The organism is Providencia manganoxydans (assembly GCF_016618195.1).
GTDB classification, from domain to species: Bacteria; Pseudomonadota; Gammaproteobacteria; order Enterobacterales; family Enterobacteriaceae; genus Providencia; species Providencia manganoxydans.
Genome location: NZ_CP067099.1, coordinates 2,962,709 through 2,980,863, shown reverse-complemented (window position 1 = coordinate 2,980,863; position 18,155 = coordinate 2,962,709). Strand labels below are relative to the sequence as shown.

17 protein-coding genes are annotated in these 18,155 nt (G+C 40.3%); 10 read left to right on the top strand and 7 right to left on the bottom strand.

Annotated elements, in window-relative coordinates:
• Window positions 1-15 precede the first annotated feature (15 nt).
• From JI723_RS13410 to JI723_RS13400, 3 genes are read right to left on the bottom strand one after another with little or no spacing between them, the layout of a single operon-like run.
• Complete coding sequence (locus tag JI723_RS13410; RefSeq protein ID WP_070924841.1) at window positions 16-1,518, bottom strand: sugar ABC transporter ATP-binding protein; 1,503 nt, start codon at window positions 1,516-1,518, stop codon at window positions 16-18.
• Entirely contained in the window at window positions 1,515-3,026 is a 1,512-nt protein-coding gene (gene xylB / locus JI723_RS13405; protein ID WP_272580883.1) for a xylulokinase, read from the bottom strand. Before xylB ends, JI723_RS13410 begins: the two co-directional genes overlap by 4 nt.
• Before the next feature lie 3 nt (window positions 3,027-3,029).
• A complete protein-coding gene (locus JI723_RS13400) occupies window positions 3,030-4,067 on the bottom strand; it encodes an NAD(P)-dependent alcohol dehydrogenase (protein ID WP_070924839.1) in 1,038 nt (345 codons plus the stop codon).
• Window positions 4,068-4,279: 212 nt separating this feature from the next.
• On the opposite strand from JI723_RS13400, the gene JI723_RS13395 reads away from it, so the two are divergent.
• The 3 genes from JI723_RS13395 (at window position 4,280) to JI723_RS13385 (ending at window position 6,901) form a co-directional block, all read left to right on the top strand.
• Complete coding sequence (locus tag JI723_RS13395; protein WP_272580881.1) at window positions 4,280-4,828, top strand: D-lyxose/D-mannose family sugar isomerase; 549 nt, start codon at window positions 4,280-4,282, stop codon at window positions 4,826-4,828.
• Between the two features lie 80 nt (window positions 4,829-4,908).
• Window positions 4,909-5,937, top strand: coding sequence for a LacI family DNA-binding transcriptional regulator (locus JI723_RS13390; RefSeq protein WP_180737848.1), 1,029 nt, complete (start codon window positions 4,909-4,911; stop codon window positions 5,935-5,937).
• A gap of 427 nt (window positions 5,938-6,364) precedes the next feature.
• Complete coding sequence (locus JI723_RS13385) at window positions 6,365-6,901, top strand: GNAT family N-acetyltransferase (RefSeq protein ID WP_337979451.1); 537 nt, start codon at window positions 6,365-6,367, stop codon at window positions 6,899-6,901.
• A gap of 46 nt (window positions 6,902-6,947) precedes the next feature.
• On the opposite strand, the gene JI723_RS13380 is transcribed toward JI723_RS13385, so the two are convergent.
• On the bottom strand, window positions 6,948-7,388 hold the full coding sequence (locus JI723_RS13380; RefSeq protein WP_140187150.1) for a PACE efflux transporter: 441 nt from the start codon (window positions 7,386-7,388) through the stop codon (window positions 6,948-6,950).
• 97 nt (window positions 7,389-7,485) lie between these two features.
• Here JI723_RS13380 and JI723_RS13375 point away from each other — a divergent pair, with 97 nt between their 5' ends.
• The 6 genes from JI723_RS13375 to JI723_RS13350 all read left to right on the top strand — a co-directional run bounded on the left by JI723_RS13375 (window position 7,486) and on the right by JI723_RS13350 (window position 14,526).
• Entirely contained in the window at window positions 7,486-8,376 is an 891-nt protein-coding gene (locus tag JI723_RS13375; RefSeq protein WP_319067524.1) for a LysR family transcriptional regulator, read from the top strand.
• A 29-nt stretch (window positions 8,377-8,405) separates the two neighbouring features.
• Complete coding sequence (locus tag JI723_RS13370; RefSeq protein WP_272580877.1) at window positions 8,406-8,729, top strand: YnfA family protein; 324 nt, start codon at window positions 8,406-8,408, stop codon at window positions 8,727-8,729.
• A gap of 553 nt (window positions 8,730-9,282) precedes the next feature.
• A complete protein-coding gene (fdnG, locus tag JI723_RS13365) occupies window positions 9,283-12,330 on the top strand; it encodes a formate dehydrogenase-N subunit alpha (RefSeq protein WP_272580876.1) in 3,048 nt (1,015 codons plus the stop codon).
• Window positions 12,331-12,342: 12 nt separating this feature from the next.
• A complete protein-coding gene (fdxH, locus tag JI723_RS13360; RefSeq protein WP_272580875.1) occupies window positions 12,343-13,224 on the top strand; it encodes a formate dehydrogenase subunit beta in 882 nt (293 codons plus the stop codon).
• Entirely contained in the window at window positions 13,217-13,876 is a 660-nt protein-coding gene (fdnI, locus tag JI723_RS13355; protein ID WP_140182599.1) for a formate dehydrogenase-N subunit gamma, read from the top strand. Before fdxH ends, fdnI begins: the two co-directional genes overlap by 8 nt.
• A 191-nt stretch (window positions 13,877-14,067) precedes the next feature.
• A complete protein-coding gene (locus JI723_RS13350) occupies window positions 14,068-14,526 on the top strand; it encodes a YbaK/EbsC family protein (RefSeq protein WP_070924830.1) in 459 nt (152 codons plus the stop codon).
• A 69-nt stretch (window positions 14,527-14,595) separates the two neighbouring features.
• Here JI723_RS13350 and JI723_RS13345 read toward each other — a convergent pair whose 3' ends face one another.
• A complete protein-coding gene (locus JI723_RS13345) occupies window positions 14,596-15,150 on the bottom strand; it encodes a GNAT family N-acetyltransferase (protein ID WP_180355078.1) in 555 nt (184 codons plus the stop codon).
• Window positions 15,151-15,158: 8 nt separating this feature from the next.
• The gene (locus JI723_RS13340; protein ID WP_070924829.1) at window positions 15,159-15,602 is read right to left on the bottom strand and encodes a GNAT family N-acetyltransferase; all 444 of its coding nucleotides are present in this window, start codon (window positions 15,600-15,602) and stop codon (window positions 15,159-15,161) included.
• Between the two features lie 284 nt (window positions 15,603-15,886).
• Between JI723_RS13340 and agp the strand changes: the two genes are divergently transcribed.
• A complete protein-coding gene (agp, locus tag JI723_RS13335; RefSeq protein ID WP_070924828.1) occupies window positions 15,887-17,140 on the top strand; it encodes a bifunctional glucose-1-phosphatase/inositol phosphatase in 1,254 nt (417 codons plus the stop codon).
• A gap of 457 nt (window positions 17,141-17,597) precedes the next feature.
• Here the strand turns inward: agp and JI723_RS13330 are convergent, their stop codons facing one another.
• Entirely contained in the window at window positions 17,598-18,035 is a 438-nt protein-coding gene (locus JI723_RS13330; RefSeq protein ID WP_272580874.1) for a universal stress protein, read from the bottom strand.
• Between the last annotated feature and the right edge of the window lie 120 nt (window positions 18,036-18,155).

Sequence of the window (18,155 nt, the reverse complement as noted above, 5' to 3'; positions counted from 1 at the left end):
AACGATGTCGATAAATTAAACAGCAAGCTTCATTAATTCTGTTTGGGTGGCTTCAGCTGCGGATAGCTCACCGGCAAGTTCACCGTTACGGAAAACAATTATTCGGTCGCTCATGCCAATTATTTCGGATAGCTCGGAAGAAACCATGATGATCCCTTTACCTTTCAAGGCAAATTCAGACATAAAGCGATAAATTTCTTTTTTGGCTCCGACATCAATGCCTCGTGTCGGTTCATCCAATAACATCACTTCAGGATCAAGCAACGCCCAGCGACCAAGGACGACTTTCTGCTGATTTCCGCCACTGAGATTTCCTGCAAGCTGTTCAGCATCAGGAGTTTTAATATTAAACAGTTCGATCATATCGATGGAGCGAGCTTGCTCTTTCTTTTCGTTGATAAAACTGGCTTTGCTGATGGCTGAAAATGAAGCGATATTAATATTTTCACTAATCGAACGACCTAACATGAGTCCTGTTTCTTTGCGGTCTTCCGTCACATAAGCAATACCGGCTTTGATAGCATCTTGAGGTGAATGTTTGCCTAATTGAGTATCATTGATTTTTATGGTTCCAGTCGTGGCATGTTCAATACCAAAAATGAGGTCAAGGAACTCACTGCGACCAGAGCCAACTAATCCATAAATACCTAATATCTCGCCTTTTTTAAGGGTTAGATTGATCTGTTTTATTTTATCCAGCCAACTCACTTGTTCGACAGTTAACAGCGTTTCATTGGTTGGTTGATTAAATTTGGCGAATTCATCCTTAAACTCACCGCCAATAATGTGCTCAATGAGCTGTTCACGCGTGATATCAGCAATGGCACCTTCAGTAATAAAAGTCCCATCGCGGAAAATGGAAAAAGTATCAGCGATTTGAAATATTTCAGATAAGCGATGAGAGACGTAGATGATCCCTTTACCTTTTTGCGCTAAATGCGTGATCACATCGAAAATCTTTTGTGCATCTTCTTCACCAATGGCAGACGTTGGCTCGTCCATAATAATAATATCTGCATCAGCATGAGAAAGTGCTTTAGCGATTTCCACCAATTGTTGCTCGGCAACGCTGAGATTACGGACTTTCTCTGTCGGTGATAAATCAAAATGTAAATCGGCCATTAAATCAGCGGTGAGTTGATTCATCTTTTTAAAATCAACAAACCCTAATTTTTTAGGCTCACGACCTAACCAAATATTTTCAGCAATAGTCAGATCAGGGATAGAACTAAGCTCTTGTTGAACGATAGCTATACCAGCATTGAGCGCATCTTTAGGCTGTTGAAAATGGCAATGTTGGCCTTTAACAATGATGTCACCTGAATCAGGCTGAATGAACCCCATTAGGATACTTAAAAAGGTTGATTTACCTGCGCCATTACCACCACATAATGCGTGAATAGAGCCTTTTTTAAGACTAAATTGTGCATTTTTGAGAGCGACAACTGGCCCAAATGATTTTTTAACCCCGGTAATATGAAGAAGTTCATCTGCCTGAATGTCCACTGAGTTTGTCATATGGCCACCTCTGGATATTCAGTTTGTAGTAAGGAAAGATAATCTTGGTACAGCGCCTCGTAGGATGAAACATGAGTATGATCAGGTTTGACTAATGTGCTTTCATCAAGATGAACAAATCGTTGGCAAATTTGTGCTAGCAATTCTGTTTTATCATCTTGTTCCGTTAGCGTGTCACACCAGATGGCTTGTATTGCAGCGCCAAGTGCAGCGGCTTCACTGTTAGTGACACAAATAACCGGAGAATTCATGATATTGGCAACAATTTGACGCCATTTGGCACTTTTGGCTCCACCACCAGTTAAGCGAATTTCATTGGCTTGGATGCCTTGCTTACGGAATAAATCAATACCAAAACGTAAGCCATAAGTGGCACTTTCAACCACTGCAAGGCTGAGGTTATGTGCATTTAAATTATTACTATCAATATTATGGATACTGGCTTTCGCTTGAGGGAGTTGAGGAACACGTTCACCATTAAAAAATGGCAGCATTTTCAATCCATTGGCACCGGGAGCGGTTTGTTCTAACGCATGATTAAAGCCATTCAGATCCAGATTCAAAAAGTTTTGAATCGTCGTCGTCGCTGAGGTGACATTCATCGTGCAAATCAACGGTAACCAACCATTGGTTGATGAGCAGAAGCCTGCAATCATTTCAGAATCAGCAATAATTGGCGTATCTGAATAAGTAAATAATGTCCCTGATGTGCCTAAACTCATGGTGATAATACCGGGCTTTATATTCCCCGTGCCAATAGCCGCCATCATATTGTCACCGCCACCTGAAGCGACTTTGGTTTGATGAGAAATGCCAAGTCTATCCGCAATATCAGGTAATACCGTACCAATACAGGTTTCTGCCGTGACTAATCGCGGTAGTGCGTGTTGTAAGCGACCTGAATCATCAATTAAATTGATGGTATGTAAATCCCATTCACGAGAACGAATGTTTAATAGGCCAGTGCCAGATGCATCACCATATTCAGCAACACGTACACCTGTTAACCAAAAGTTAAGGTAATCATGTGGTAACAGTACGGTATCTAGCTGCTCCCACAATTCAGGGTGATGCGTTTTTAACCATAAAATTTTAGAAATGGTGTAACCCGTTTGAGGCATTAGCCCCAGCTGAGCGAGAGCACCTTGTGTTCCCCCTAACGCATCAATAATCATTTGATTTTCTACGGCTGTTTCTGTGTCACACCACAATTTCACTGGCGCAATAACGTGTCCTTGTTGATCAAGCGGCACAAAACCGTGTTGTTGGCCTGATACTGAAATCGCGGCAATCTGCTTACCATCGATTTCAGCATTATTGATGGCTTGGCAAAATGCACTTTCTAAGGCATCCGTCCACCAAGAAGCATGCTGTTCACGGCGCCCAGATGCTTCACTAATCAGCGGGTGTGACGCAAAGCCTTCGCCCAAAATTTGTGCGCTTTCGCTATCAACGATAACGACTTTGGTACTTTGTGTACCGCAATCGATCCCAGCATACAGTGTCATTGATTACTCCATTTCCAGCACAATTTTAATATCGGTTGGGCGGCCTTCAGCAGCACGCTCATAGGCTTCAACGCTATCTTTAAATTTATAGGTTGCTGATAAGAGTGGTTTTACATTCAGTTTGCCTGAACTGAGCAAGCGAATAGTGCGAGGGTACATGTTTGCGTAGCGGAAAATGGTTTTAAAGGTGATTTCTTTCGCTTGTGCGGAAACGATATCCAGTGGTGCTGGGTCAATTGGCATACCGACTAAAACGGCAATAGCACCGGGAGCCATATGTTCCGTGATATTGGCAATAACGGCTTTAGCACCACTGCACTCAAATAGTACATTTACGCCATTACCTTCAGTTAATTCACTGACTTTATCTGCGATGGCTTGTGTATCTTTACTGTTGATCGCGTGTAGCCCTGGATATTGTTTAGCAACTTCTAATTTTTTATCAAACAAATCACAGATAATGACATCAGAGCAGCCGCCTGCCAGCGCAGACAATGCCGTAATAATGCCAATAGTTCCTGCACCAATCACTAAGGCAATATCACCCGGTTTGATTTCGGCTTTAGTTGCAGCCTGCATACCAATAGCCAGAGGTTCCACCATCGCACCTTCTGCAAAACTGACATTTTCAGGTAACTTAAAGGTGAATGCAGCAGGGTGGATAACACTTTCCCGTAAACAGCCATCAACGGGTGGTGTTGCCCAGAAACGTACCGCAGGATCTAAGTTATAGAGACCCGCACGAGACTGTGTAGATTGTAGATTTGGGATCCCTGGCTCCATACACACGCGATCGCCAACTTTTAAATGCGAGACATTTTTACCGACGGCAGTAATGACCCCAGAGGCTTCATGACCGAGGATCATGGGTTTTTCGACCACGAAGGGGCCGATACGACCATGTTGGTAGTAGTGAACATCGCTACCACAAATTCCAACAGTATGAATTTTAATTTCGACATCATCCTCTCCAAGGATTTCAGGACTTTGCCAATCTTGAATAGAAATTTTTCCTGCTTTTTCGAGTACTAATGCTTTCATGATCACCTCTATCTCATTTTTATGGTATCGATATCATTTTAATGATGCGGATATTAGATCGAATTTTATTATTTTTATGTGATGTAGGTTATAGTTTCATTAAATGAGTAGCTTTTTTGTAACGATAAGCGGAAAAATGGGCTGGTTGATCACATTTTTTGTGATTTGAATACCGTTATAATGTTATCGGTATCATTAAGGAGAGTCGCAGCATGAATAAAGATAATTACCGCCAACAAGTGATAAACTTTTTACAACAGGCACACATAACTATCACTGAAGAAGAAAAAGCGCGGATTGAAATTGCCAGTTTTGGTTTACCTGATTATCCACGTTCTGGGTTGCAGTTGCTAACTTATTGTAATAATGAACGTTATTGTGCGAAAGAGCTGGTGCTATTTCCTAATCAAGTCTGTCCTGAGCATCGACACCCTCCTTTTGATGATTCAATAGGTAAGCAAGAAACGTTTCGTTGTCGTTGGGGGGAAGTATATCTTTTTGTCGATGACCCAACACTCAGATTAAATCAAAATGATTCAGGTGAACCTATTTGTGCTAAGCCTGAAGGGGATGAGCAATGGTATCAATGTGATCGCTTTATTTTATTAAAAGCAGGCGATCAGTATACGATAAAACCTAATACATTACATTGGTTTAAGGCCGGTAGTATGGGAGCGGTTGTTTCTGAGTTTTCCAGCGAAAGTCGTGACGAATTAGATATTTTTACTGATCCTCGCGTGCGGCGCTTGGAAGGTGTTTGAGTTATTGAACGGATTTTGCATGACTGAAACGATTAAATGATACTATAATGGTATAAAATGATACTTAGTTTAATGAGGAGATGAAATTGGCCGATCATAAGTCACAGAAGGTGACACTTGAAAATGTCGCGGCACTTGCAAATGTCAGTAAAATTACTGCATCCCGTGCTTTTTCACAGCCAGACAAAGTTCATCCCGAAACCTTAAAAAGGATTTTAGAAGCAGCAGATAAAATAGGCTATGTGGTAAATACAGTGGCACGTAGCCTACGTGCTAAATCATCAAAGACTATCGGTATCGTTACCCCTGATATGGGAAACCCATTTTTTGGTGGATTGGCGAAATTGATGACGCAAGAAGCTTATCATGTAGGTTATGACACGTTGGTTTTTGATTCTTATGAATCAAAAGAAAATGAAGCACGTATCATTGAAAAACTGATCGGGTATAACGTGGACGCCATTATTTTGTCTGTTGTTTCATCTGATCGCTTTTATAAGCCTGCTTATTTTAGGCAACTAGAATTATTAAATATCCCAGTTATTTTAGTGGATAGGGAAGTGGACATTAAGCAATGTAGCGGCGTTTATATTGATAATTTAGATTGTGGTTTGCAAGCAGGGCGCTTTTTGCAATCGCAAGGCGCAAAAAAAGTCGTGATCGTTTCAGGTCCTGAAGATTCGAATGTTGCTAGAGACCGAGTAACAGGTTTAAATGCAGCACTGCAAGGCAGTGTCGATAAAGTTGATATTTTATATGCCGACTTCCTGATGGACGAAGCCTATAAGGTAACAGATAATTATCTGCAACATCATAAAGCCCCCGATTATTTTGTTGGTTGTAATAACCAAATCTCTTTAGGGATTATCAAGGCTTGTATAAAGCATCAAATTTCACTACGTGATGATGTGGCTTTATTTAGCATTGATGAAGTGTCTTATTCATCAATATATGGTTTTAATTTCCCTTGTATTTCTCACGACTTACAAGAAATTGCTTGGCAAGTGATCAATATGGCGGTGAGAAGAGCATCTGATGATACGGCTAAGCCTGCTAAAGTGATTGTGCGTGGGAAATTGACAGCAATATCACCAGAACATGCTTTATAAAGAGTACAGTTTTTAACTTATACTCTAAATAATTCAAGTTGCGGGTAGGCGACAAGCGAAGATAGTCGCGGAGTATAGATAGACTATGTGACTCGGCTAGCTGAGTGTTGTCACTTATACCTTAACAAAAGCCCTGCAACTTGAAGGATGACGAATATAACTTTTTATTCAGTGTCATCGTTTATATTAACCTTAAATACGCTTATCGCTTTCAGAGAATGGGGCGATTGAGGTTAATATGAACCCATTGCCCATCGAATAACTCGCTGAAATTAAATATTTCGGGTAAATGTGCGTCTATGGTAAAGCGATATTAATCAACGCTGGCCAATTCACTGTAGAGATTATCAAGGCACTTCTTTTTCATTGACGATAAGTGAAAACTTTTATAATCACTGTCTTTCTCTCCACTCTTCATAGGTAAGTTATGACTATAAAATACCGTTTTTTGCATACCTCTCAATTAACACCCCGTGAAAAAGAAATGCTATTTAGTTTGCTAGTAGAAGGCTTTGATAATGATTTTAGCGACGATGACTTTCAACATACATTAGGTGGTATGCATGTTATTGCCTATGACCAACAAAAAATGATTGGTCATGTTGCTATTATACAGAGAAATATGGTCATGAATAATGAACCCATTTCAGTGGGTTACGTTGAAGCGATGGTGGTTGAGCAAACTTATCGTCGCCAAGGAATTGGTACTCATTTGATGCAACACATCAACGAGATCATTAGTTCATGTTACCAGCTAGGGTTGTTATCAGCTTCAGAAGAAGGGCAGCAACTTTATTCTTCTGTGGGTTGGAAGGTGTGGAAAGGCAGCTTATTTGAGCTAAAACAGAGACAATATATGCGCTCCATTGAAGAAGAGGGCGGTGTGATGGGGTGGTCAGCGAATGAGAGTATTGATTTCACCGCTTCATTGTATTGCGATTTCCGCGGCGGAGACCAGTGGTAAATTAGGTCATAGCCATCCTTATTCGGATGGCTATTGAATTGGCCTATTAATGGCTATGTTCTTGTTGTGGCAAAGCTGATGTAGGGAGCCCAAATATTTTGTCGAATGCCCAGTTAAAAAAGAAAGTATAAATAGGAATAAAAATAATTAGCGCAAAATCGAGTATGAGTGCTTGTAGCAAGCTAATTGATAGCCACCATGCAATTAAAGGGATCAAAAAGATCACTAAAGTTAATTGAAATAAAATCGCATGAACAAATCGACGGCGAAATGTTCGAATTCTTGATTTTTGTTTCGATTCCCAATATTCAAAAGCAACATTGAAAATAAAATTCCAACTAACGGCAATGGTAGTAATCACCAAAGCCAAGGGGCCTGTAGTGCCCGCTGAATTCCCCGAAAGAAATGCCAGTGCTAATGATGAAATAACCCAGCCAATGACTTCATAGGCGGTAATAAAAACCACTTTACGTTTGATACCTTGCATTTTATATCCATTATTCTGTGCTGTGAGAGCTGGTAAGTTAAGTCAAGATTAGTGATAATAAAAGTTAACTACTATCAGGATTATTGAAAGGTTAACGATGCCATTTAATAGTGAAAATTTAAGTATATTTTTAACGGTCATAGAAAAAGGTTCATTTTCAGCAGCAGCGCGATCGCTGCATAAAGTGCCTTCAGCGGTAAGTATGGCCATTGCTAATTTAGAAGCGGAGTTAGGTTTTTTACTATTTGAAAGGCATACACGTGAGCCAAAACCCACGGAGAAAGCACTCGCTTTAGTGCCTTACGCTCGCAATATTGTGGATAATTTGTGGCAGTTAAATATTTTTTCTCGTGAATTAACTGAAGGTGTTGAAAGCACATTAACCATTGGTGTTGCCGAAGGGATAAACCCAAATATGCTGTTTGAAGCACTAAAAATAATTAGCCAGCGCTACCCTTTAATGCATGTGGAATTAATCACTGCGGCACAAGATGATATTTTCCCCCTGCTGTATGAGCACAAAATTCAATTAGCGATGGCGTTTGGTGGGTTATCGGTGAATTCACAGGAGCAGTTTTATTGCATTGGTTATGAGTCTTTAGTTGCAACTATTAGTGCCGATCACCCATCAATTGCTCACAAAACAGGCTTGTTTATCGAAGATTTAGTGCAAACACGGCAAATTGTGATCAGCAGTTTTCAGCGTCAATTAAGTGACATTCGGTCGGTGGTTGCAACAAATTTTTGGCGGGTGGGAAGCTTTACTATGGCTCTAGGTTTAGTGAAAGCAGGTATGGGGTGGGGAAATTTACCCATTTCTTTAATCAAAGATCAACTTCAGTCTGGTGCGCTAAAACAGCTGGAGTTTAAAAATACCCCAAATGGTTTGGAACTTCCCATTCATATTACCTGTTTAAAAGGTCAGGTATTAAAACGGGGCGCACAGGAATTGATTGAGTTATTAAAAACCAATAATTCGGCAAGATAAAACACAGTAATTTGATAGAGGGTAAATTTATGTCATTAAAGATTATTGGTTTATTTTTCTTAACTGCATTGGCTGAAATAGCGGGATGTTATTTCCCTTACTTATGGATGAAAAAGCAGGGAGGAATATGGTTATTATTGCCCGCTGCATTATGTTTAATCATATTTGTTTGGTTGCTGACATTGCACCCAGAGGCAAGCGGCCGTATTTATGCAACTTATGGTGGAATTTATATCGCAACGGCATTGATATGGCTACGTGTTGTTGATGGCGTATCATTAACCACAACCGATTGGCTCGGTGCCATCGTAGTATTTATTGGCGCAGGTATTATTATTAGTGGTTGGAAGTAGCTAACACTATGAATTTATAATTTTTTATGGTGGTAGGGATTGTTTGCGGCTGACGACATACTTATATATGCACAGTACTATAAATGTTTATCGCTCAGCCTTATCTCAAATTATTTAATATACGTATAAAATATAATTATAATATTATTATTTCTTTTTAGTTAAGCTTAGGAATGATTATTTATAAATTAAGCTAAATTCTATTTTTTGATTTTAATTCCTATTTTGTGTTTTATAAATTTATGGTGGATTGATCTGTATCAATAATGAGAAATATTACCTAGTTGGTGGTATTTTAAAAAGAAAATTAACTACTCAAATAATATTAATTTACTATTTATTTTCACCTTCATTGATTTTAGGCAATATATTATTATCATGCGCTGATATTCTGCGACCGATTTATACTCGTTATACTTCTAATTGCAGGGTTTTGACGACGCTCCGCTAGGTGGGTTTCATTATTTATTTTATTTCCCATCTATCTTTGCTTGTCGCTTATCTGCACCTCGAATTATTTAGAGTATATAAAACAAATATAAAGAGGGAAGCAATGAACGTCAGTCGCAGAAAGTTTTTTAAAATCTGTGCCGGCGGGATGGCAGGTACTACTGTAGCTGCGTTAGGTTTTATGCCTGCAACGGCAATGGCCAATGTACGTGAATATAAATTACTTCGGTCTAAAGAGACTCGTAATACTTGTACTTACTGTTCTGTAGGATGTGGATTATTAATTTATAGCATGGGCGATGGTGCCATGAATGCTAAATCGGCTATCTTCCATGTTGAGGGTGATCCTGATCACCCAGTCAACCGAGGTGCACTGTGTCCGAAAGGCGCTGGTTTACTTGACTATATCCATAGTGAAAATCGCTTACGCTATCCTGAATATCGTGCACCGGGCTCTGATAAATGGCAACGTATCAGTTGGGATGACGCATTTACTCGCATCGCTAGATTGATGAAAGATGACCGCGATGCCAACTTTATTGAAACAAACGATCAAGGAACCACGGTTAATCGTTGGCTCTCCACAGGGATGCTGTGTGCATCAGCGGCGAGCAATGAAACCGGTATGCTAACCCAGAAATTTGCCAGATCACTGGGGATGCTGGCAGTTGATAACCAAGCGCGTGTCTGACACGGACCAACGGTAGCAAGTCTTGCTCCAACATTTGGTCGCGGTGCGATGACCAACCACTGGGTTGATATTAAAAATGCCGATGTGATTATTGTCATGGGCGGAAACGCTGCGGAAGCACACCCTGTTGGGTTCCGCTGGGCGATAGAAGCGAAAAACAATAATGACGCAACCTTAATTGTGATCGATCCACGCTTTACGCGCACGGCATCAGTTGCTGATCATTATGTTCCTATTCGTTCTGGTACTGACATCACCTTCTTGTCAGGCGTTTTGCTGTACCTGATTGAAAACAACAAAATCAATGCCGAGTATGTTCAACACTATACTAACGCAGCATTGTTGGTTAGGGATGATTTCAGCTTTGATGATGGTTTATTTAGTGGTTATAACGCAGAAAAACGCGCTTATGATAAAACGACTTGGAACTATCAATTTGATGAAAACGGTTATGCATTACGTGATGATAGCTTGCAACATCCTCGCTGTGTTTGGAACTTACTCAAACAACACGTTTCGCGTTATACACCTGAAATTGTAGAGCAAATCTGTGGTACGCCAAAAGATGACTTTTTAAATGTCTGTGAGATTTTGGCATCAACCAGTACAGCAGATAGAACGACCACTTTCTTGTATGCATTAGGCTGGACGCAACATACTGTTGGTGCTCAAAACATCCGTACTATGGCAATGATCCAATTATTGTTAGGTAATATGGGCATGGCGGGCGGAGGCGTTAACGCATTACGTGGTCACTCAAATATTCAAGGTTTAACCGATTTAGGTCTGTTATCCACCAGCTTGCCGGGTTATTTAACCTTGCCTTCTGAAAAATTGACTTCTGTCGACAGCTATTTGGCAGCAAACACACCGAAAGCGACGTTACCTAATCAAGTTAACTATTGGAGCAATTATCCAAAATTCTTTGTCAGCTTGATGAAGTCTTTCTACGGTGATGCGGCTCAAAAAGATAACCAATGGGGTTATGACTGGTTACCTAAGTGGGATCAGGCTTATGACGTGATGAAGTACTTTGACATGATGAGTAAAGATCAAGTCAATGGCTATATTTGTCAAGGATTTAACCCAGTTGCTTCATTCCCTGATAAAAACAAAGTTGTCAGTTGTTTAAGTAAACTGAAATACCTAGTGGTTGTTGATCCGTTGGTAACCGAGACCGCAAACTTCTGGCAAAACCACGGTGAAATGAATGATGTAGATCCTGCTGCTATTCAAACTGAAGTTTTCCGTTTGCCATCGACGTGTTTTGCTGAAGAAGATGGTTCGATCGCTAACTCAGGCCGTTGGTTACAGTGGCACTGGCAAGCTGCGGATGCACCCGGAGAAGCACGTAATGATGGGCAAATACTCACAGGTATTTTATACAAAATTCGTGAGCTGTATGAGCAAGAGGGGGGCAAAGGCCGTGATCCATTAATGCAAATGCGTTGGAACTACAAACGCCAATTCCACCCTGAATCAGAAGAAGTCGCGAAAGAGAACAATGGTGTTGCATTGGTCGATTTGTATGATGCTGATGGCAACTTGCAAGCCAAAAAAGGTGAATTACTCAGTTCATTTGCGCTATTACGCGATGACGGCTCTACGGCTTCGTCTTGCTGGATCTATACCGGCAGTTGGACAGAAAAAGGCAACCAGATGGCAAATCGTGATAACAGCGATCCATCAGGCATCGGTAATACATTAGGTTGGGCATGGGCATGGCCGCTAAACCGACGTGTCATTTATAACCGTGCATCTTGTGATACTCAAGGTAGACCGTGGGATAAAAAACGCACCTTAATTGAATGGAATGGTAAAAAATGGGTCGGTAATGATATTCCTGATTTTAATACCTCTGCGCCTGAAGTCGGGACAGCGCCATTTATTATGCAGCCAGAAGGTCTAGGGCGTTTATTTGCGATTGATAAAATGGCAGAAGGGCCGTTCCCTGAGCACTATGAGCCTTTTGAAACACCACTGGGCACCAATCCATTACATCCTAATGTGATTTCAAACCCAGCGGCACGGATTTTTGAGGAGGACAAACAACGCCTTGGAAATCACGAACAGTTCCCTTATGTCGGCACCACCTATCGCTTAACTGAGCATTTCCATACATGGACTAAGCACGCGCGTTTAAATGCGATTGTGCAACCTGAACAATTTGTGGAAATCAGTGAGACGTTAGCGAAGGCAAAAGGAATAGCCAACGGTGACAAAGTTAAAGTGAGCAGCAAACGTGGTTTTATAAAAGCGGTTGCCGTGGTGACTCAACGACTACAAACCTTGATGGTCGATGGTAAACCGATTGAAACGGTTGGCTTACCGATCCACTGGGGCTTTGAAGGTGTAACACAAAAAGGTTTTATTACCAATACGTTAACACCATCAGTCGGCGACGCAAACTCTCAAACACCTGAGTATAAAGCGTTTTTAGTTAATATCGAGAAGGCGTAAGGGAGGGAACAAATGCAATCTCAAGACATTATTAAACGTTCCGCGACCAACAGTATTACGCCTCCGCCACAGGTGCGTGATGACAAGTTTGAAGTTGCAAAACTGATTGATGTGACATCCTGTATTGGCTGCAAAGCCTGTCAGGTTGCTTGTTCAGAGTGGAACGATATTCGTGATGAAGTAGGTCATTGTGTTGGGGTTTATGACAACCCAATGGATTTGAGTGCCAAATCATGGACCGTGATGCGATTTAGTGAAACCACTGAAAACGGTAAGCTCGAATGGCTGATCCGCAAAGATGGCTGTATGCATTGTAGTGATCCTGGATGCTTAAAAGCCTGTCCTTCCGCGGGTGCCATTATTCAGTACGCCAATGGGATTGTGGATTTCCAATCTGAACATTGTATTGGCTGTGGCTACTGCATTGCGGGTTGTCCATTTAATATTCCACGGCTGAATCCGAAAGATAATCGAGTGTATAAATGCACCTTATGTGTGGATAGAGTCGCGGTAGGGCAAGAGCCTGCGTGTGTGAAAACTTGCCCAACAGGCGCCATTCATTTTGGTACGAAGAAAGAGATGTTGGAGTATGCAGATGAACGCGTCACTAAGCTTCAGAAGCGAGGCTTTAGTAATGCGGGGATCTACGATCCACAAGGCGTTGGCGGCACACACGTTATGTACGTGTTACAACATGCGGACAACCCTCAGCTCTATCATGGATTACCAAAAGATCCTCAAATAGATACACCGATTAACCTTTGGAAAGGGGTTCTCAAGCCACTTTCAGTGGTAGGCTTTATTGCCACTTTTGCCGGTCTAATTTTCCACTATGTAGGAATTGGGCCAAATAAAGAAGTGGATGATGAAGAGGAGAAAGACGATCATGAGTAAAAAGAGCAAAATGATTGTTCGGACAAAATTCATTGACCGTGCATGTCACTGGACAGTGGTCATCAGCTTCTTTTTAGTGGCTTTGTCAGGGATAGCGTTATTCTTCCCGACATTAAAATGGTTGACTGAAACCTTTGGTACACCGCAAATGGGGCGTATTCTTCATCCATTTTTTGGTGTGCTGATCTTTGTTGTGCTGATGTTTATGTTTTTTCGTTTTGTTAAACATAATATTCCAGACAAGCAAGATCTACCTTGGATTAAAAACATTGTTGAAGTGTTAAAAGGCAATGAACACCATGTGGCTGATGTGGGGAAATACAACGCAGGGCAAAAAATGATGTTTTGGAGCATAATGAGCATGATTTTTGTTCTGTTGGCGACAGGGATCATTATCTGGCGTCCTTATTTTGCCCATCTATTCCCTATGTGGTTAGTGCGTTGGAGTTTATTGATCCATGCTGCTGCTGCAATTATTTTAATCCATGCGATATTGATCCATATGTATATGGCATTTTGGGTAAAAGGTTCTATTAACGGCATGATCGAAGGAAAAGTGAGTCGCCGTTGGGCGAAAAAACACCACCCGCGTTGGTACCGTGAAGTTGAAGCCAAAGAAGCAAAAGCTGAAACGCAAAAGAATAAATCTTAGGAATTAAACTGAGAGATATAAAGCCATTGCTGTCAAAATGAAGTGACCCCCAATAGTTGGACAATCAATTACTGGGGGTTTTTTATTTAATTTGATGATTTGGTGCTATTTGAAATTTTTTCAATACAAAAAAGACGGGAGGTAAGCTAAAACTAATAGTTACTTGCAAATCATAATGAAAGAGCATCACGATGAGTATTGAATCCGTTAGAAAATTTATTGCCGAACATGCCCCTGATATTGAAATTCTTGAAACAGATGGTGTGACTGCAACAGTTGAACAGGCGGCGATTGTCCATAATGTTGAACCAAATCAAATCGCGAAAACCTTATCCTTAAAAGTCAAAAATGAGGTTGTGCTGGTGGTTTGCGCTGGGGAAGCAAGGCTAGATAATCAAAAAGTTAAGCAAGCTCTCGGGGCTAAAGCAAGGATGCTAAGAGCGGATGAAGTCGTTGAGTTGACGAGTCATCCAGTAGGTGGGGTTTGCCCTTTTGGGCTACCAGAAGCATTACCTGTATATTGCGATGTATCGTTACAACAATATAGCGAAGTATTGCCGGCAGCTGGCTCAGTGAATAGTGCGTTGCGGATTTCACCACAGCGTATATTAGAACTCACCAAAGGAGTTTGGATTGATATCTGCCAATAAGGTTATCTAAAATGGCTTTAATTTGAATGACCATCGACTACCAAAGATAAATACCTTTAGGGAGCTACATTAGCTCTCTATTTCAGGATTCTGTAGCCGATATAACACATGTTCACTCAGCCAATGACCTTCCGGAAGTGCTGGGTGATTAAAATGTTCTGCGTCTTTATGCATCCCCAATTTTTTCATCACAGCCTCTGAAGGGGTATTGGACACAGCAGTAAAAGCGACTAATTCTTTCAGTTTTAGCTGTTCAAAGGCAAATTTGATCACAACTTGAGCGGCTTCGGTTGTATAGCCTTGACGCCAATATTCGGCGCGCAATCGCCAGCCAATTTCAGTACAAGGTGAGAAAGGAAACAGATATCTAGGAATATTTAGCCCAACAAATCCAATTAATTCACCCGTTAATTTTAATTCAACAGCCCATAAACCCCATCCACCTTGCGAATCGAACCTTGCCATTATTTGTGACATTAGGTGATCGCTTTGCGCTTTATCTAATACAGAAGGGAAATAGCGCATCACCTCTGTAGAGCTGTTCATTTTAAAAAAAGCAGGCTTGTCTTGTTCTGTCCAGCCCCGTAATCGCAGGCGAGGTGTTTCTAATTCAATAATTGACATGGTGCTCCTCATTTTATTGATGGATTTAGTCTTAGATGTAGGATTGGAAAAGGATTACCCTCACCGTCTTTTTCAGAGCGAGCGAATTGTTTAAACCCCATATATTGATAGAAACCAACTGCTTGAGGATTTTGTTCATTCACATCAACTTCAGTGATACCTAGTTCTTTAATGGCGAAATTCAGTAATTGTTTACCTGTTCCTTTGCCGCGATTAGCCTGAGATATAAATAACATTTCAAGCTTATTGCCATCAACACCTAAAAAGCCATCGATGCGATTATTATTGAGAGCAACATAGACTGTAAGATGTGGCAAATATTGTTCAAGGATAGCGACTTTTAATTGTTGTAGTATTTTTTCAGGCAAGAAGTCGTGTGTTGCTCTGACTGATGATTCCCAAACATCAATAATTTCATGATACTGAGAGGGTATTGCGGGTAAGATTTTCACGTAATTTTATTCTTTTGTTAATTGAAAAAACATCTTAAAGCGTCTCTAATTAATGTCAATAGCAGGCTCACTTCGTAACAATAACCTCATTTATAAATAGGCATATTAGATGTTAATACATTGATAAGTCTATTTTTGAGATATTAATCGCAGAAAAAAAAGTGAGTTACTTCATGATAAGAGGATGACATATTTATCACTGTATCGACTCTATTGGTTATTTTTCTCAGAGAGTTGCTGATATTGAATAACTGTAAAAATATTAAAATGGTAGGGGTATCTCGATGAAATATAAGGTTTTAACATTTTGTTTATCCGCCGCATTATCAGCACCGATAGCACCCGTTCTGGCAAGTACAGATAATGCTGAAAATATGCAACTCGAACAAGTCTTATTATTAAGTCGTCATAATTTACGGACACCAATTGTTAATACAGGTATTTTGACTGAAGTCACAGATAAAAAGTGGCCTGCTTGGGATGCGCAAAGTGGCTATTTAACGACTAAAGGCGGTGCACTTGAAGTGTATATGGGACACTATTTCAGAGAGTGGATTGATCAAAATAAACTTGTCTCTGATGAACTTTGCCCAACAGATAATGAAGATCTGTTTGTTTATACTAATAGTTTGCAAAGAACGATTGCCACCGCTCAATTCTTTACCGCAGGTGCATTTCCGGGCTGTGCAGTAAAAATTCATCATCAACCTGAAATAGGTAAGATGGATCCTGTATTTAACCCAATTATTACTAATGATAGCCCTGAATTTAAGCAAAAAGCACTTGCTGCAATGGCTGAGCATTTAAAAGGACTTGATCTTAAACCGGGTTATGATGAGTTAGATACTGTTCTCAATATTAAAGATTCACAGAAATGTAAGGCTGATAAGTTATGTGAGCTCTCATCACAGGATAACAGTTTTATTATTGAAGCGGATAAAGAGCCAGGGGTAGTGGGCTCACTTAAAATTGCGAACTCTGCTGTTGATGCCATTGATTTACAGTACTATGAAGGTTTTCCAGCGGATCAAGTGGCTTGGGGACTTGTTAATAGCGCTGATAAGTGGAAGAAGCTTAATACGTTAAAAAATGGCTATCAGGAAACGTTATTTACGCCAAAATTAATTGCTAAGAATGTCGCTCACCCTTTATTAAATTATATCAATAAAGGTTTTACTTCCGCGAGTAAAGGTGAAACAGCTAAGTTTATTATGTTAGTAGGCCATGATTCGAATATTGCATCGTTATTATCGGCTATGGATTTCAAACCTTATCAATTAGCGGAACAATATGAACACACACCAATTGGCGGTAAATTAGTGTTCCAACGTTGGCATGATAAGAGTGATAAAAAAGATTATGTTAAGGTGGAATATGTGTATCAAACCGCAGATCAGCTAAGAAATAATAGCTATCTCTCATTAGAGACACCGCCAAAACACGTCACTTTAGAAATGAAAAATTGCCCAATTGATAAAAATGGTTATTGTTCTTGGGAAGATTTCCAAAAGGTGATGAAGTCCGCGCTAGAGCAATAAGTGGTTTTAAATGTAGTTGTTAGCCCGCCTGAGTAATTGGCGGGCTTTTCATTGTTAGTATACAGGGAGGCACATAGACAACTTGAGGTAGTATGATGGGAACTTCAGGAAAAAAGTACCTAAAAGTCAGAAAAAACCCTGCTAGATAGCAGGGCGTGAAAGCCACGAAAATGTTTATGAGTCTCTAATCTAACCTATAATCTTATGTAATAGTCTTATAAATTGTGTGTATTTATTATCTCTCGATTTGTTCGTTTTAAGATGATCGCAAAAAGTTAAATGACTGATAATTCCGCTAAAGAGACTATTTTTAGCTATGCCGCTGACTGTTTAAGTTGCAGTATCTTTCGTAAAGTCATAGATAGCATATTTACTCATGCTCTATAACATATTGATGTACGCTCTAATCATTGCATTAACTTATTGCTTAGCTGCATATGAAATTATATGTAGAGGATTAACGGATCACTAAAACCGATGTTTTGGCATAACGTACGACTGAAGCCGCATTTGATCCCAGTAGATAGGTCGACATACTTGGATGGCGAGAGCCAATTAAGATGATGTCAGCGCTAATTTCTTCTGCAATAGCTAAAATTTCATCTTTAACTGAACCGACTGAAGAGGTCACGTGAATTTTATCAGCGGGGAGTGAGAAGCGTTTTACTTTCTCTTTTAACTCGTTAAGGATGATCTCAGCTTGTTTTTCATCATCAGGGAAGTCGCCTGGTAGTATGGTGCCACCGTAACGTAGATAGTTTGAAATGGGTGCTGTAACGGCAAGAAAATGAACGTTTGCATTGTTTAATTTTTGGATGGCTTCAACGTGAGGGATAACGAGGTCCGTCAAGGCATCTTCGGTTACATCAATCGGAACTAAAATAGTTTTGTACATACATCCTCTTTTTTGTCTTTTATTTTATACTCGTCATACTTCAAGTTGCAGGGGTGTTGACTACGCTCAGCTTACCGAGTCACATAGTTCATCTATGCTCCCCGTCTATCTTCACTTGTC

Bases quoted from the DNA above. Each gene is read 5' to 3' on its own strand.
- JI723_RS13345 (WP_180355078.1), bottom strand. From the start codon at position 15,150: ATGTCAATTATTGAATTAGAAACACCTCGCCTGCGATTACGGGGCTGG.
- JI723_RS13330 (WP_272580874.1), bottom strand. From the start codon at position 18,035: ATGTACAAAACTATTTTAGTTCCGATTGATGTAACCGAAGATGCCTTG.
- agp (WP_070924828.1), top strand. From the start codon at position 15,887: ATGAAATATAAGGTTTTAACATTTTGTTTATCCGCCGCATTATCAGCA.
- fdxH (WP_272580875.1), top strand. From the start codon at position 12,343: ATGCAATCTCAAGACATTATTAAACGTTCCGCGACCAACAGTATTACG.
- JI723_RS13380 (WP_140187150.1), bottom strand. From the start codon at position 7,388: ATGCAAGGTATCAAACGTAAAGTGGTTTTTATTACCGCCTATGAAGTC.
- JI723_RS13395 (WP_272580881.1), top strand. From the start codon at position 4,280: ATGAATAAAGATAATTACCGCCAACAAGTGATAAACTTTTTACAACAG.
- JI723_RS13370 (WP_272580877.1), top strand. From the start codon at position 8,406: ATGTCATTAAAGATTATTGGTTTATTTTTCTTAACTGCATTGGCTGAA.
- JI723_RS13350 (WP_070924830.1), top strand. From the start codon at position 14,068: ATGAGTATTGAATCCGTTAGAAAATTTATTGCCGAACATGCCCCTGAT.
- JI723_RS13410 (WP_070924841.1), bottom strand. From the start codon at position 1,518: ATGACAAACTCAGTGGACATTCAGGCAGATGAACTTCTTCATATTACC.
- JI723_RS13385 (WP_337979451.1), top strand. From the start codon at position 6,365: ATGACTATAAAATACCGTTTTTTGCATACCTCTCAATTAACACCCCGT.
- xylB (WP_272580883.1), bottom strand. From the start codon at position 3,026: ATGACACTGTATGCTGGGATCGATTGCGGTACACAAAGTACCAAAGTC.
- JI723_RS13400 (WP_070924839.1), bottom strand. From the start codon at position 4,067: ATGAAAGCATTAGTACTCGAAAAAGCAGGAAAAATTTCTATTCAAGAT.
- JI723_RS13375 (WP_319067524.1), top strand. From the start codon at position 7,486: ATGCCATTTAATAGTGAAAATTTAAGTATATTTTTAACGGTCATAGAA.
- fdnI (WP_140182599.1), top strand. From the start codon at position 13,217: ATGAGTAAAAAGAGCAAAATGATTGTTCGGACAAAATTCATTGACCGT.
- JI723_RS13390 (WP_180737848.1), top strand. From the start codon at position 4,909: ATGAAATTGGCCGATCATAAGTCACAGAAGGTGACACTTGAAAATGTC.